Genomic DNA, 14,793 nt, shown 5'->3' with positions numbered 1-14,793 from the left:
AAGCTGTGGTCCCGCGCTTCCACTACGCATTGGTGAGGACCATGTGAGCGTTACTGCTGTCGTCGACTTCGGCAGTTCGCACACCGTCACCGTGGTGCACGTGACCGGTGGTGTGCCCAGGGTGGTCAATGTGGACGGTGAGCCCTACCTGCCGTCCGCCGTGTTCCTCACCGGTGACGACTCGCTCGTCGTCGGGTACGACGCCCTGCAGATGGCCGCCGTCGACCCGTCCAGGCTGGAGAGCCGGGCGAAGGCGCGGATAGCTGAGCGGGAGGTGCTGCTCGGCAACACCGTCGTCCCGGTGCCGACCGTCGTGCTCGCGCTCCTCGTGCGTGCCGTGAAGGCCGCGGCCGCCGTCGTGGGGGCGCCCGTCGACCATCTCGTGCTGACCCATCCGGCGGACTGGGGACCGGACCAGCGGGCCGGCCTGCTCGCCGCGGCCGAGGACCTGGCGCCCCAGATCAGCACGATCGCGGAGCCGGTCGGCGCGGGCGTCTGGTACGCGACCCGCGGCCTGGTCGGCGTGGACGGGTCCGACCGGTTCCCGCTGGGGGCCGTGCTCGCCGTGCTCGACATCGGCGGCGGCACCACCGATGTCGCCGTGGTGCGGCGCGAGCCGACGGGGATCGTCGTGATCGGCCAGGCGTCCATATCGGACCTCGGCGGCGGCGACTTCGACCAGCGGATCATCGACTTCCTGCGCCAGACCGTGCCCGGCCTCGCCGAGGTGCTGGTCGACGACTCCGCGCCGGGGCGGGTCAGCCTCGTGCAGCTGCGCGAGGTCGTCGCGTTCCGGCGGGAGGTGCGGCGGGCCAAGGAACTGCTGTCCCGCCACGACCAGGTCGAGCTGCGGCTGCCCGGCGGGCTGCCGGGCGCCACGCTCACGCAGGCCGACCTGGAGCGAGTGCTGCACGCCGACCTCGACCGGATCACCGCGTTCACACTGCGGACGATCGTGCGGGCCGGTGTCGAGCCTTATCAGCTGGCCGCGCTTCAGCTCGCCGGCGGGTCGGCCCGGATTCCCCTGCTGGGCCGGCTGCTCGCCGAGGTGATCCCCGCGCAGCTCCAGCTGGACGACCAGCCCGAGGCGATCGTCGCGCTCGGGGCGTGCGCGGTGGCGGTGTCGCACGGGGATCCGCGTCAACCGCAGGACATGCCGGTGGCGCCGCCGCCCGCCAAGCCGGAGCCGCGCGCTCGCCGCCGCCGGCACTCGGACCCGCCGCCGTACCGGCGCACGCTCGGCGCGTTGCTCGTCGCGATGTCGCTCACGTTCATCGCGGTCGGCTACGGCATCGTGCTGAAGCCGGCCGACGCGGTCACCGGCGCCGCGCTGGCCGCCACCGAGCGGTTCTCGTTGCCGGATGCGGAGCACGGCACGGCGGTCGTCCGCGGCGGCAACGCCGCCGACGGGCTGGTGACCGGGCGCCTCGGGTCGCCGGTGCGGGTCGACGACGGGACGACCGACGTCGACTGGACCGTGCACTCGGTGCGCGACCCGGCCACCGACGACCTGGTGAAGGTCGGGGCGCCCCGACCGCCGCCGGACGTGCGGTACGTGCTCGTCGACACGTCGATCCGGGCCAGGGACGACGCGTCGGCGCCGTACTTCCTGCGGAACACGTTCCTGACCGACGACCGCGGCCTGCTGATCCCGCCGACGCGGGACGTGCCGCTGCCCTGCCCGACCGAGGCCCCCGCGGCGCTGCGCGAAGGGGACGAGGTGCGGCAGTGCATGGCGTTCGAGGTGTCGCTGCGGACGCCGGTGCGTGGGGTCGTGATCAGCAAGGTGTCCGGCGGGGACCAGGTCGGCGCGATCGTGCCCATCGACGGCGCCGAGCCGGCGGGCGGGCCGGTGGTCGTGCGGGCGCTGCCGCTCGGCGTCGTGCGTCCGCTGTGGGTCGGCAACGCCGGGGTGCGGGCGGCGATCGTGGACGTGGTGACCGAGCCGAGCGCGTACCTCGACAAGTCGGTCGTGGACCGGCCCGGGAACCGGGCGGTGCTGGTCCGCGCGGTGGTCGAGTCGCCGGTGGGGGTGTCGGTGCCGGACCTGGCGGGCCGGCTGCTGCTACGGGACGACCGGTCACAGCCGGTGGCCGCGCGTCAGGTGTCGGACCTGCACGGGTGTGCCGTGGGTACCGCGGGCGGGCGATTCACGGTGTGCGCCGTGTTTGTGGTGCCGGCGCACATGCCACTCGGATCGGTCGCGTGGTCGGGTGACGACGCGCGGCCGTTCCTGTGGCAGCTGCCATGACCCTGGTGATCGACTTCGGCACCGTGAACACCGTCGGCATGGTCGACGGGCGGTTGGTGACGGTGGACGGGGCGCCGTGGCTGCCGTCGGTGGTGCATTCCGGGGTGGTCGGCGCCGACGCGTCGTTGCTGGGGCGCGGGCAGGAGAGCCGGAACCTGAAGGCGACGCTGGAACCGACGGCGGTCGGGGCGGTGTTCGCCCGGATGATGGTGGCTGCGCGTGCGGAGTACGGGGAGTTCGGCCCGGTGGTCGTGACGCACCCGGCGGACTGGACGCCGTCGCGGGTCGCGGTGCTGGCGCGGGCGGCCGGGGTGGCGGAGGTGCACACGTTCCCCGATCCGGTGGCGGTGGCGGCGCCGTTCGAGGAGACGGTGCTGGTGGTCGACGCGGGTGGCGGGACGTGGGACGCGGCGGTGGTGCGGGACCGTTCGGTGGTCGCGGCCGTGACCATGGCGGTGGACGTGGACCAGCGGATCGTCGAGCGGGTGCGTCCGTCACTGAGCGAGCCGGTGAAGGAGGACGCGACGCGGGTGGCGCTGCTGGAGTCGGCGCGGGCGGGGAAGGAGTTGCTGTCCCGGCATGACGTCGCGGAGATCGTGCTGCCGGACCACCGCGCGGTGCGGTTGACCCGGGCGGAGTTCGAGCTGCTGATCACCCCGGACGTGAACGGCCTGATGGCCGCGGTGAGCGAGGTGACGTCCGATGTGACGGTCACCCGGGCGCTGCTGGTGGGCGGTTGCAGCCGAATCCCGCTGCTGACACTGCGCCTGAACGCGGCGACGGGCCTTCCGGTGCTGACCGACCCGGAACCGGAGTCAGCCGTGGCCCGCGGCGCGACCCTCCTGACGCGTGACCGGTCCTGACCGGCGATCCCGTTCTTCTGCGGCTTTTCGCGATAACGCGCCTTCGGGACAAGGCCAAGGAGCACACAGACTCCCCGATCCCTGCCCCTGGAGACGCCCGTGACGCTGTTGACGCGCGTCCCGTCCTGAACGGGGAATCCCATTCCTGCGGAAGCCGAAATCACCTCAGGGCTCAAAGTGCTTTCGACGAGCGCGCGCAGTTGGCCGTCCGACCCGAAACCGGACGCACCAAACGCGTGATCCGTCCTGAACGCCCGAATTTTCGGCGAATCCCGTAATGGAGACTAGGCAGCCCCCACCCGAACCCGGGGGGCGGCCCCGGCGCCAGTTTATCGGTCGTGGGCCGTGTGGCCCAGTTGTGAGCCGGGCGAACGGTCCGTTCATGTGGAGTACGCCCGAAAGGGTTAGCCGTTGTCGGCGATGTCGGCCAGGAGGGCGGCTATGGTGCGGACCGGGACGCCGGTGCCGCCCTTGGCGGTGTAGCCCCATGGGCCGGCGTTGTTGAAGGCCGGCCCGGCGATGTCGATGTGTACCCACGACACGTTCTCCGCGACGAACTCCCGCAGGAAGATCCCCGCCGCCAGCATTCCGCCCCACCGGTGGCCCGTGACGTTCGCCAGGTCCGCGAGCTTCGAGTCCAGGTCGCCGCGCAGCTCGTCCGGCAGGGGCATCGGCCAGCCGCCCTCGCCGGTCGCGCGGGCGATTGTCGCCGTGCGGTCGCGGAAGTCCTCGCTTCCCATGATGCCGGGGGTGCGGCGGCCCAGTGCCACCATCTGCGCGCCGGTCAGGGTCGCGATGTTGATCAGGTAGTCGGGGTTGTCCTCGCACGCGCGCACGATCGCGTCGGCCAGGATCAGGCGGCCCTCCGCGTCCGTGTTCAGGACCTCCACCGTCTTGCCGCCGTACATCGTCAGCACGTCGCCCGGGCGGTATGCCGAGCCGCTCGGCATGTTCTCGGCCATCGGGACCGTCGCCGTCAGGTTCAGCGGGTACTTGAGCTTCGACGCCAGCACCATGACCGCGACGACCGCCGCGGCACCGGACATGTCGGACGTCATCTCGTCCATCGTCGCCGCCGGCTTGATCGAGATGCCGCCGGTGTCGAACGTGATGCCCTTGCCGATCAGGGCGACCTTCTTGCGTGCCTTCGGGCCCTCGTACGACAGGCGAACGACCCTCGGCGGCCTTGCCGAGCCCATGCCCACGCCCAGCACGCCGCCGTAGCCGGCCTTCCGCAGTGCCTTCTCGTCCAGGATCTCCACGGTCAGGCCCGCCTCGCGGGCCAGTGCGGCCGCGCGGTCGGCGAACGACGCGGGGTACAGGTCGTTCGGCGGCGTGTTGATGAAGTCACGCGCCGTGCGCACGGCCTCCGCGATAGCCGTCGCGGCCTTGAGCGTCGTGCGGTACTCCTTCGGCGTTCCCTGCGCGGGTGGCTCGACGTCCACGCGCTCCACCGGCGCGTCGCCCTTCTCGGTGCGGTACTCGGTGAACCGGTACGCCCCCAGCAGGGTGCCCTCCACCGCCGCCTGCAGGTCCACAGTGGACAATGTGGTGACCGCGCGCCTGGTGCCGGCGAGTGCGCGTGCCGCGACCCCGGACGCCCGGCGCACCTGCTCCGCCGAGACCCCGGCGGCGTCGCCAGTGGACCTGCCCAGCCCGGCCGCGACCACGAGCCCGGCGGGAATCTTCCCCAGGCTCGGGATCTTCACGACCTCGTCCTGCTTGCCGGTGGCCCCGACGGTGCGCAGGATCTCGGCCAGGTTGCCACCGAACGCGGCGTCGACCCGCTCGCTCCCCGGCGCCAGCGCGACGCCCCCTGGATCGCTGTCGGACTGCACGGTGCCGATGATCACCGCGTCAACGGTGGCCTCGTCTGCCGTGGTGGTGGTCAGTGACAGCTTGGGCGCGGTCAACGAGAGCTCCTGTCGGTTCGAGTTGCTGACGCATGCTAACTACTTGTTTCGAACCTGCCCAACGTCAGGTGGGTGCCACCCCTCTGCCACGGTGGTGTCCGTGACCCAACCGCAATCGAGTGCCGACCGCGTCGCCCGCGGGGTCGTGTCGACCTTCGGCGCGGGACTTTTCCTTGGTCTGGCGCCTGCCGCGGGCCTTGCGGGCTGGTGGCTCGTGCCCGGAATGGCGCTCGCCGCGGTCCTCGCGGTCCTCTTCGCACTGTCCACTCAGGATTCTTCGTCGTCCCCGGTCGCACCACTAGTGGGAATACTGGGAAGGATTGCCGCCGCCGTGGCGGCCGCCACGGCCTTCGGGCGGTACGTGCTGCCCGGCCGGCCCGAGGTCGGGGCCGTGATGCTCGTCATCGTGGTGGCCGGCCTGGTGCTCCTCGCGCCGCCGCTGCCCGGGATGGTGGACCGGGTGGCCGCGTTCGTAGTGGTCGGTGTGCTCGTCCTGGTCGTGGTGTCGTGCTTCGCGATCGCGCCGGTCGACCTGGCCGTCGCGCCGCCTGCGGACACGGCCGGCGCCGACGACGCCGTCGGTTTGTTCCCCGCCGCGTTGTTGCTGTACCTGGGCTTCATCGGGTCACCGAGCGTGGTGCGGCGGGAACGCCTCGCGATCGTCGGGGTGGTGCTGGTCGTGAGCCTGGCAGTGGCGATCGGCGCGCTGTGGCAGCTCGGCGGGGAGCGGCTGGCGCTGTCGCCCGCGCCGCTGCGGGACGCGCTCGCGGCGGCCGACGCGGCCGGGATCGACGGTCTCCTCGCGGTGGGGGCGACGGTCGCGTGCGTGTTCGCGCTGCGCGGTGTCCTCGGCGACATCCGTGAGCTCGCGCCTGCCCGGCCGAACCACATGGTGGCGTTCGCGGCCGGCGTCGCGGCGCTCGGCGCACTGCTGCTCGCGCCGGAGTACACGATCGCCGGCGCGTCCGTACTTCTCCTGGTCGAAGCGGGAATCCGGGTGCTGAGCGGCCGGCGGGGTAGGGCATAGTAGGACGTCAAACAGTCGAACTGCCGATTCTCTGAACGGCCCCAGGAGAGTTACGGTGCTCCCATGACCCAGTCATTCACCAGAACTCCCCATCCGGCGCCGGCGACCCCGGAGCGGATCGCGGAAGTGTTGGCCAACCCGGGTTTCGGAGCGTACTTCACCGACCACATGGTGACCGCCCGCTGGAACCGCACCGAAGGTTGGCACGGGGCGACGGTAGAACCGTACCGCCCGATCGAGTTGGACCCCGCGGCCATGGTGCTGCACTACGGCCAGGCGATCTTCGAGGGACTCAAGGCCTACCGGCACGCCGACGGGTCCATCCAGTCGTTCCGCCCCGAGGCGAACGCCGAGCGGTTCCGCCGGTCCGCGGGCCGCCTCGCGATGCCCGACCTGCCCGACGAGCTGTTCCTCGGCTCGCTGCGGGAGCTGGTCGCCGTCGACGGGCAGTGGGTGCCCGATCAGGAGGAGGAGTCGCTCTACCTGCGGCCGTTCATGATCGCCACCGAGGTGGGGCTGGGGGTACGGCCCTCCGCCGAGTACCTGTACCTGCTGATCGCCTCGCCGGCCGGCTCGTACTTCGCGACCGGCGTCAAGCCGGTGAGCGTGTGGCTGTCGCACGAGTACGTGCGCGCGGCGCCCGGCGGGACCGGCGCGGCGAAGTTCGGTGGCAACTACGCGGCGTCGCTGGTGGCGCAGGCACAGGCCGCCGAGCAGGGCTGCGAGCAGGTGGTATGGCTGGACGCGATCGAGCGGCGCTGGGTCGAGGAGATGGGCGGGATGAACCTCTTCTTCGTCATGGGCTCGGGCGACAGCGCACGGGTGGTGACCCCGGAGCTGTCCGGCTCGCTGCTGGCCGGCATCACGCGTGACTCGATCCTGACGCTGGCGAGCGACCTCGGCTACGCGGTCGAGGAGCGGCGCGTCTCCACCGAGGAGTGGGAGAAGAAGGTCGAGTCCGGCGAGCTGACCGAGGTGTTCGCCTGCGGCACGGCCGCGGTGATCACGCCGGTCGGGGCGGTGAAGCACGCCGAGGGGTCGTTCACGATCAACGGCGGCCAGACCGGCGACGTGTCGACGCGGCTGCGTGGCGCGCTGACCGCCATCCAGCGCGGCACCGCGCCCGACACCCACGGGTGGCTGACGAAGCTCAGTTGAGCACCACCAGTACGACCGCGGTGGTGATCTCGCCGGCGGCGCCGAGGACGTCGCCGGTGATCCCGCCCAGCCGTCGCTGGACGTGGTGGACGAGCAACAGCACGAGCCCGGTGGCGAGCACGACCGCCACCGGGCCTCGGTACGGATGGGCGATGTCGGCCAGCGGCGAGGCCAGCAGCAGGCCGATCAGCCAGAAGACCGGCGCCGCGAGCGGCTGGGTGCCGGCGACCAGCGCGCCGAGCCCTTCCTGCCGGGCCGCCGGGACGCCGTGGCAGCACAGCACGAACGCCACCCGGCCGGCCGTCACCGCGAGGATGAGCGCCGGCCAGTGGTCGACGGCGGCGGCCTGCGTGCCGAGCACGAGGACCAGGGCGACGACCCCGAACGGTCCGACGGGCCCGTCCCGCATGATCGCGAGCGCCTGCTCCGGGCCGCGGTAGGAGCCGAGGCCGTCGGCGATGTCGGCGAGGCCGTCGAGGTGCATGCCGCGGGTCACGATCGCAAGGAACGCGACGACGAGGAAGCCCGCCAACAGCCCGCCGACGTCGACGAGGTCCAGCAGGAGCAGCAGGCCGGCGGCCGCGCCGCCGAGCACGAGCCCGACGAGCGGCGCCGCGGTGATGGCGATGCCCGCGAGCCGGCGGTCCACGTGCCGAACCGGCACGGGCAGCACTGTCAGCCAGGAGAACGCGAGCCGCACTCCGGCGAGCATCACTCGGTCCCTACCGGCTCCTCCTCTTCCGCGGCGGTATCCGGCTGTTCCGCCACGGTGTCCGGGCTGCTCACGCCCGCGTCCTCGAACGTGGCCATGTCGAGCAGGACCTGGGCGGCCATCGTCAGCAGGGGGATCGCGGCCGTCGCGCCGGAGCCCTCGCCGAGGCGCATGTTCAGCTCCAGCAGCGGCTTCAGGTCCAGCTGGTCCAGCACGAGCGTGTGTGCGGGCTCGGTCGAGCGGTGACCGGCCACCCACCACGCACGGGCGCCCGGCGCCAGCTCCTCGGCAAGCAGGGCCGCCGCGCCGGACACGACGCCGTCCAGCACCACAGGAGTGCGGCGGACGGCCGCCTGTGCCAGGAACGCCGCCATGGCCGCGATGTCCGCGCCGCCCACGGTCCGCAGCAGTGCCACCGGGTCGGCCGTCACCGGCTTGGCGCGGCGGAGCGCGTCGCGGATGGCGGCGGTCTTGCGCATCCAGGTCCGGTCGTCGATGCCCGTGCCACGACCGACCACCGCGACCGGCTCGCTGCCCGTGATGGCGGCGACCAGCACCGCGGCGGGGGTGGTGTTGCCGATGCCCATGTCGCCGGCCACCAGCAGGTCGGCGCCCTCGTCGACCTCCTGGTCTGCGATGGCCCTGCCGGCCGACAGCGCGGCCTGGACCTCGTCCTCGGTGAGGGCGTCCTCGCAGTCGATCGGGCCGGAGGAGCGGCGGACCTTGTGGTCGCCGGCGGTCGTGTCCCCGGCCACGGCCATGTCGACCACGCGCACGGTCGCGCCCGCGACGCCCGCGAGGACGTTGATGGCCGCGCCCCCCGCCTGGAAGTTGGCCACCATCTGCGCGGTGACCTCGCTCGGGTACGCCGACACACCCCGCGCGGCCACCCCGTGGTCGCCGGCGAAGATCACCACCCTGGGCCGCTGGATCGGCCGGGGCGGGCAGGTGCCCTGGCAGGCCGAGAGCCACGTGCCCAGCTCCTCGAGCCTGCCGAGCGACCCGCGGGGCTTGGTCAGGCGGGCGTGCCGCTCCTCCGCCGCCTGCCGCACTTCCTCGTCGGGCGGGCTGACGACATCGAACTCCATGTGGGGACCCTCCAGGTCACTGAGCGCGGCTTGCGGGAGTCGTCACCGCAGTCGCAGCGGTATGCCGGCCACCAGCAGGACCACCTCCGCGCACCGTTCCGCGATGCTCGCGTTGAGTATGCCGAGCTGGTCCCGGAAGAGCCTGCCAGAACGCGTCGCGGGCACCACGCCGAGGCCGACCTCCGCGGACACGAGCACGAGCTCGGCCGGGCTGCGGGTGACCGCCTCGACCAGCCGGCCGCATTCGCGGTGCACGTCGGTGAGGGGGCCGTCCCACCCGCCGAGGTCGTCCATCACCCCGGTCAGCCAGGTCGAGACGTCGTCGACGATGACCGGGCCACGCGCCGTGTCGAGGAAACCGGGCAGGTCCGGCGGCTCGACCGTGCGCCAGCCCGTCGGCCGGCGGGCGACGTGGGCGGCGATGCGGGCCTGCCATTCGGCGTCGGCGGGGTCGGCCCGCGCGGTCGCGACGTAGGTCGCGTGCTCACGCGGCAGCACACCTTCCGCGAACGCGGACTTGCCGGAACGCGCCCCACCGAGCACCAGGGTTGCCACGGCCCGCACGCTAGCCTGCGTGATCGTGGAGTACCGCTGGGATCACGACACGTCACCCGTCTTCGACGATCAGCCCACCGCGGAGGAGTGGCTGTCCGAGCACTGGCGGGACCTCGCCGACGGCGGCGTCGACGAGGTGACCCTCCTGTGCGACGGCGAGATCGTGTACGGCCCGATGAGCCTGCACCCCTGAGTCTCGCCGCCGCCCGGACCCGCCCGAACCAGCCGGACCTGCCGGATCAGCCGGCCGGCCGGACCGGTCGGGTCAGCCGGATCAGCCGGATCAGCCGCCGAGGCTCGGATCGTCGACGATGACCCCCGCCAGCACCTCGTCGATCCTCTTCAACACCTCGGCGTCCAGCTTGACGCCGGACGCCTTGACGTTCTCCTGGACCTGCTCGGGCCGCGTCGCGCCGATGATCGCCGAGGCGACGTTCGGGTTCTGCAGCACCCACGCGACGGCGAGCTGCGCCATCGACAGGCCAGCCTCCTCGGCGATCGGCCGGAGGTTCTGGACCTTCGTGAGCAGCTCGTCGTTGCCGAGCAGGCGCGAGATGAAGTTGCTGCCGCTGGCGTCGGTCGCCCGCGAGCCGGCCGGTGGCGCCTGGCCCGGCAGGTACTTGCCGGTGAGGACACCCTGGCCGATCGGCGACCAGACGATCTGGCTGATGCCGGCCTCCTCGCTCGCCGGCACGACCTCGGGCTCGATGACCCGCCAGATCATCGAGTACTGCGGCTGGTTGGAGATGAACGGCACCTTCAGCTCACGGGCCAGCTCGGCGCCCGCCCTGATCTGGTCGGCCTTCCACTCCGAGACGCCGATGTAGAGCACCTTGCCGGCCCGTACGAGGTCGGCGAACGCGAGGAAGGTCTCCTCCAGCGGCACCGTGGGGTCGAACCGGTGCGCCTGGTAGAGGTCGATGTAGTCGGTCTGCAGCCGCCCGAGCGACGCGTTGGCCGACTCGAGGATGTGCTTGCGGCCCAGCCCCTTGTCGTTCGGCCCGCCGGGGCCCGTGGGCCAGAACACCTTCGTGAAGATCTCCAGGCTCTCCCGCCGCTGCCCGGCCAGCGCCCGCCCGAGGACGGACTCGGCCCGCGTGTTGGCATAGACGTCCGCGGTGTCGAAGGTCGTGATCCCCACGTCAAGCGCGGCCTTCACACAGGCCTGCGCCTGCTCCTCCTCGACCTGCGACCCATGCGTGATCCAGTTTCCGTACGAGATCTCACTGACGTTGAGACCACTCCGGCCAAGACGACGAAACTCCATGCCCCAAACCTATCGGTGGAGCTACTCCAGCTCCGCCCCCGCAAGTCCCGCACCCAAACACCGCGAGTCCCGCGTTCAAACACCGCGAGTCCCGCGTTCGAACACCGCGAGTCCCGCGTTCGAACACACCGAGTTGCGGTTTCGTGCAGATCTTGGCCTGGGCCAGGTGCACGAAACCGCGACTCACCATGTGTGAATGCGGGACTCGCGGGGGTTTGAGGTTAGCGGCGGAAGCCGCCCTCGGTGTTCAGTACCTGGCCGGTGATCCAGCGGGCCTCGTCGGTGGACAGCCAGGCGATGAGGCGGGCGGGGTCGTCCGGGGTGCCCCAGCGGCCGGCGGGGAACATCGCGGCCACCTCGGCGTGGACGTCCGGTGGGGCGTAGCCCGTGTCGACCGGGCCCGGGTTGACGGTGTTGACGGTGATGCCCTGGGTCGCCAGCTCGTCGGCCAGCGTCGCCGTGATCGACCACAGCGCGCCCTTGCTCGACGCGTAGGCGACCTCGCCCGGCATCGGGCCCTTGTTCTGGCCGGACGTCAGGAAGATCAGCCGCCCCGCACCGCCCAGGGCCGCGAACTCCTTCGCCAGCAGCAGCGACGCCCGCGCGTTGACCGTCCAGTGGGCGTCCAACAGCTCGGCCGTCATCGCCGACAGCGGACCGTCCGAACCGGACCGGGCCTGGTTGCACACCACGATGTCCAGGCCACCGAGCGTGGACACCACGGCGGACACCAGCGCCGCGGGAGCCGACGGGTCGGCCAGGTCCACCGACATGTCCGCGACGGCCGCGGGTGGCACCGCCTCCGCACGCACGCCGTCGACGACCGCGCTCACCTCGTCGGCGCCCCACGGCTGGGCGGCGTCGTGCGGGCTGAAGTGGTGCACGAACACGGAGGCCCCGTAGGCCGCGAGCCGCCGGCAGATGGCGTAGCCGATCCCCGCCCGTCGCGACGCGCCCGTCACCAGCGCGACCCGGCCACGCAGCGGCAGCGGGTCGCGGGTCAGCTCACTCAACCCGCTCGCCGGGCGACACGCGCGGCTTGGGCACCCTCAACTTGCGGATCTGCGACGCGCGGATGAACGCGTACCAGCCGACCGACAGCCCGCGGACCGTCTCCTTCGGGAACTTCTCCCGCACCTTCCTGGTGATCCGGCCGCCGGACAGCACGCCCTCGATGATCATCGCGACCAGCATCAGCAGACACAGCAGCGTCGTCAGGCTCTGCACGCGCGGGTCCGGCACCAGCAGCGCGACGAAGATCAGGATCGCGAGCGGCATGAACAGCCCGAGCAGGTTGCGGCGCGAGTCGATGTAGTCCCGGATGTAGGCCTTGACCGGGCCGCGGTCGCGCGGCATGAGGTACTTCTCGTCGCCGGCCATCATGCGTTCGCGCTGCTTGACGCGGACCTCGCGGCGCTTGGCGGAGAGCTCCTTGCGTTCCTCCTTGTTGCCGCGCGCCCGCCTGATCGCCTCGCGGGTCGTGCGCGGCGGCGGCGCGACCGGGCCGCGCCTGCGCTGCTCGGCCTCGCGGCGCTTGGGCGTCGGACGGCCCTTGCCCGGCGTGTGGGCCTTGTTTCCGGCGTCGTCCTCCGCCGACTCGACCTCGATATCGGCCTCGGTAGTGTCTGCTTCTTTGCGGCGAAGGAACCTCACACGCCAAAGGGTAAAGGAGACCACATTACGCTTTGCCCATGCGGGTCCTGATCGCTCCTGACTGCTTCGGTGGGACGTTGACCGCGCCGGAGGCCGCCGAGGCCATCGCCGCCGGGTGGCGCAGTGGTGCGCCTGACGACGAGCTCACGCTCTGTCCACTGGCCGACGGCGGCCCCGGCTTCGTCGAGGTGCTGCACTCCGCCCTCGGCGGTCACCTCCACCGCAGACAGGTCGCGGGCCCGCTCGGCGCTCCCGTCGACGCCCTCTGGCTGGAACACGAGGGCACGGCCTACCTCGAGTGCGCCCAGGCCTGCGGGCTCACCCTCGTGCCGCGCGAGCAGCGGGATGCGCTCGCCGCGAACACGGTCGGTGTCGGCGAGCTCATCGCGCACGCGCTCGAACAGAAGGTGCACACGATCGTCGTCGGCCTCGGTGGGTCCGGCAGCACGGACGGTGGCTCCGGGATGTTCCGTGCGCTCGGCGCCATCCCGGTGGGTGACGACGGCGAGCCCCTGCCCCCCGGCGGCGGCCCGCTCGTCGACGGCGTGCGGCTCGCCGGCCGGGTCGACCTCGGCGACGTGACGTTGGTCGCGGCGTCGGACGTGGAGAACCCGCTGCTCGGCAAGGAGGGCGCCGCGCGGGTGTTCGGCCCCCAGAAGGGCGCCGACGACCTGGCCGTCCGCCGCCTGGAGCGGTCGCTGGCCCGCTGGGCGGAGCTGCTCGGCGATGTCGCCGGGCGGGACATCCGGGACGAACCGGGCGCCGGCGCGGCCGGTGGGTTCGGTGCGGGCCTCATCGCGCTCGGCGCGACCGTCGAGTCCGGGGCGGGCGTGGTCCGCAGGCTCACCGGCCTCGACGCCGCGCTCGACCAGGCCCAGCTCGTGGTCACCGGCGAGGGCAGCTTCGACTTCCAGTCGCTTCGCGGCAAGCTCGTGACCAGGGTGTCCGGCGCGGCGGCCGAGCGAGGGACCCCGTGCGTGGTGCTCGCCGGCCAGGTCAGCGTGGGTCGACGGCGGGCGGCGTCGGCCGGGGTCTCGCAGGCCTACGCGGTCGCCGAGCACGTGGGTTCGGCGGAGGCGTCGCTGGCCGACCCTGCCGGCACGCTCAGCGCCCTGGCCAGGCACGTGTCGGCACAGTGGCGTCTGTAACAGCCAGGGTCAAGCCGGGTGTGTCACCATGGAGGTAGGAGGACGGGGAATAAACCGCGGCTCGGCCGAGATTGACCCCGGGTAGTACGTCCGAAAAGGTCGAGGGAGAACCATGACGACCGCTCAGGAGAACACCACCGAGACGGAGACGCACGGCGTGCTCGTGTCGGACGCCGCCGCCAGCAAGGCGAAGTCCCTGCTGGAGCAGGAGGGCCGCGACGACATGCACCTGCGTATCGCCGTTCAGCCCGGTGGCTGCGCCGGCCTGCGCTACCAGCTGTTCTTCGACGAGCGCACGCTCGACGGTGACCTGCTCCGGGACTTCAACGGCCTGAAGGTGGCCGTGGACCGGATGAGTGCCCCGTATGTGCAGGGCGCGACCATCGACTTCGTCGACACCATCGAGAAGCAGGGCTTCACCATCGACAACCCCAACGCCGGTGGTTCCTGCGCCTGTGGCGACTCGTTCCACTAGGTCTCGTTGACTGTGGGCCGCGGCTTGTGTCGCGGCCCACAGTTGCTTTTACACGTACTCCTCCAGGCTGCTGACCTGGGCGAACGTGGCGTCGTCCACTTCCCACGGCGTCGCCGCGCGCGGTCCGGGGAGATTCTGCTCGCTTGCCCGCAGCTCCGCCGGGATGGCCGCGCAGTCCGCGATGAGCTCGGCGAATGACTCGGCTTCTGGTGTGGTCACGGCTTTGAACCTAGGTCGAACGGCGTTTCTCGGACAGCCTTACCAACCGGTAGTCTCGGAGGAGTCCCCGGGTGGGGTGCGGTTCGTGGTGCCTACTAACGTTGACGGCCGCTGATCACCTCACTTGACGACCACCAGACAGGGGAATCCCTCGTGCCCGTCGCCGTCTCCGGAAGCATCGCCACCGATCACCTCATGCACTTCCCGGGCAGGTTCGCCGAGCAGCTCGTGGCCGAGCAACTGCACCGGGTGTCGCTGAGCTTCCTCGTCGACGACCTGGTCGTGCGGCGCGGCGGGATCGGGGCCAACATCGCGTTCGGCATGGGCGTGCTCGGCGGCTCGCCCGTACTGGTCGGGGCGGTCGGCGAGGACTTCGCGGACTACCGGTCCTGGCTGGAGCGGCACGGGGTGGACTGCTCCGGCGTGCACGTGTCCGAGGTCGCGCACACCGCCCGGTTCGTGTG

The 14,793-nt window shown here is 71.9% G+C and carries 16 protein-coding genes; 8 read left to right on the top strand and 8 right to left on the bottom strand.

The window, feature by feature from the left end; translation table 11 throughout:
* Positions 1–43: 43 nt before the first annotated feature.
* Together VET29_RS22395 and VET29_RS22390 are read left to right on the top strand one after the other, a co-directional pair.
* The gene (locus tag VET29_RS22395) at positions 44–2,251 is read left to right on the top strand and encodes an Hsp70 family protein (RefSeq protein ID WP_324923609.1); all 2,208 of its coding nucleotides are present in this window, start codon (positions 44–46) and stop codon (positions 2,249–2,251) included.
* Positions 2,248–3,114 (top strand): Hsp70 family protein, encoded by an 867-nt coding sequence (locus VET29_RS22390; protein WP_324923607.1) that lies wholly within the window; start codon positions 2,248–2,250, stop codon positions 3,112–3,114. The genes VET29_RS22395 and VET29_RS22390 overlap by 4 nt, the downstream gene beginning before the upstream one ends.
* Before the next feature lie 404 nt (positions 3,115–3,518).
* Here the strand turns inward: VET29_RS22390 and VET29_RS22385 are convergent, their stop codons facing one another.
* Entirely contained in the window at positions 3,519–5,027 is a 1,509-nt protein-coding gene (locus VET29_RS22385) for a leucyl aminopeptidase (RefSeq protein ID WP_324923604.1), read from the bottom strand.
* A gap of 100 nt (positions 5,028–5,127) precedes the next feature.
* Between VET29_RS22385 and VET29_RS22380 the strand changes: the two genes are divergently transcribed.
* A complete protein-coding gene (locus tag VET29_RS22380; RefSeq protein ID WP_324923602.1) occupies positions 5,128–6,054 on the top strand; it encodes a hypothetical protein in 927 nt (308 codons plus the stop codon).
* A 63-nt stretch (positions 6,055–6,117) separates the two neighbouring features.
* Positions 6,118–7,212, top strand: coding sequence for a branched-chain amino acid aminotransferase (locus tag VET29_RS22375; RefSeq protein WP_324923600.1), 1,095 nt, complete (start codon positions 6,118–6,120; stop codon positions 7,210–7,212).
* Here VET29_RS22375 and VET29_RS22370 read toward each other — a convergent pair.
* The 3 genes from VET29_RS22370 to VET29_RS22360 are packed head-to-tail and all read right to left on the bottom strand — an operon-like array spanning position 7,205 to position 9,567.
* Positions 7,205–7,924 (bottom strand): adenosylcobinamide-GDP ribazoletransferase, encoded by a 720-nt coding sequence (locus VET29_RS22370; protein WP_324923598.1) that lies wholly within the window; start codon positions 7,922–7,924, stop codon positions 7,205–7,207. The two genes, VET29_RS22375 and VET29_RS22370, sit on opposite strands and share 8 nt — an antisense overlap.
* Positions 7,924–9,012 carry a nicotinate-nucleotide--dimethylbenzimidazole phosphoribosyltransferase gene (gene cobT / locus VET29_RS22365; protein ID WP_324923597.1) on the bottom strand — a complete coding sequence of 363 codons (1,089 nt, stop codon included), beginning with the start codon at positions 9,010–9,012 and terminating at the stop codon, positions 7,924–7,926. The genes VET29_RS22370 and cobT overlap by 1 nt, the downstream gene beginning before the upstream one ends.
* Positions 9,013–9,054: 42 nt before the next feature.
* Positions 9,055–9,567, bottom strand: coding sequence for a bifunctional adenosylcobinamide kinase/adenosylcobinamide-phosphate guanylyltransferase (locus VET29_RS22360; RefSeq protein WP_324923595.1), 513 nt, complete (start codon positions 9,565–9,567; stop codon positions 9,055–9,057).
* 19 nt (positions 9,568–9,586) lie between these two features.
* Here VET29_RS22360 and VET29_RS22355 point away from each other — a divergent pair, with 19 nt between their 5' ends.
* The gene (locus tag VET29_RS22355; RefSeq protein WP_324923593.1) at positions 9,587–9,760 is read left to right on the top strand and encodes a hypothetical protein; all 174 of its coding nucleotides are present in this window, start codon (positions 9,587–9,589) and stop codon (positions 9,758–9,760) included.
* A 90-nt stretch (positions 9,761–9,850) separates the two neighbouring features.
* On the opposite strand, the gene VET29_RS22350 is transcribed toward VET29_RS22355, so the two are convergent.
* The 3 genes from VET29_RS22350 to VET29_RS22340 form a co-directional block, all read right to left on the bottom strand.
* A complete protein-coding gene (locus tag VET29_RS22350; RefSeq protein ID WP_324923591.1) occupies positions 9,851–10,834 on the bottom strand; it encodes an aldo/keto reductase family protein in 984 nt (327 codons plus the stop codon).
* 221 nt (positions 10,835–11,055) lie between these two features.
* On the bottom strand, positions 11,056–11,847 hold the full coding sequence (locus VET29_RS22345) for an SDR family oxidoreductase (protein ID WP_324923589.1): 792 nt from the start codon (positions 11,845–11,847) through the stop codon (positions 11,056–11,058).
* Positions 11,840–12,487, bottom strand: coding sequence for a DUF3043 domain-containing protein (locus VET29_RS22340; RefSeq protein ID WP_324923587.1), 648 nt, complete (start codon positions 12,485–12,487; stop codon positions 11,840–11,842). The genes VET29_RS22345 and VET29_RS22340 overlap by 8 nt, the downstream gene beginning before the upstream one ends.
* A 38-nt stretch (positions 12,488–12,525) precedes the next feature.
* On the opposite strand from VET29_RS22340, the gene VET29_RS22335 reads away from it, so the two are divergent.
* Together VET29_RS22335 and VET29_RS22330 are read left to right on the top strand one after the other, a co-directional pair.
* Complete coding sequence (locus VET29_RS22335) at positions 12,526–13,635, top strand: glycerate kinase (RefSeq protein WP_324923585.1); 1,110 nt, start codon at positions 12,526–12,528, stop codon at positions 13,633–13,635.
* 112 nt (positions 13,636–13,747) lie between these two features.
* Complete coding sequence (locus VET29_RS22330) at positions 13,748–14,110, top strand: iron-sulfur cluster assembly accessory protein (protein WP_324923583.1); 363 nt, start codon at positions 13,748–13,750, stop codon at positions 14,108–14,110.
* Between the two features lie 48 nt (positions 14,111–14,158).
* Here VET29_RS22330 and VET29_RS22325 read toward each other — a convergent pair whose 3' ends face one another.
* Positions 14,159–14,329 (bottom strand): hypothetical protein, encoded by a 171-nt coding sequence (locus VET29_RS22325; RefSeq protein ID WP_324923581.1) that lies wholly within the window; start codon positions 14,327–14,329, stop codon positions 14,159–14,161.
* Positions 14,330–14,524: 195 nt separating this feature from the next.
* Here VET29_RS22325 and VET29_RS22320 point away from each other — a divergent pair.
* A partial coding sequence (locus VET29_RS22320; protein WP_324923692.1) for a PfkB family carbohydrate kinase occupies positions 14,525–14,793 on the top strand: 269 nt, incomplete at its 3' end.

Source organism: Actinophytocola sp. (assembly GCF_035634895.1).
GTDB lineage: Bacteria > Actinomycetota > Actinomycetes > Mycobacteriales > Pseudonocardiaceae > Actinophytocola.
This window is presented reverse-complemented; position numbering and strand designations above follow the sequence as displayed.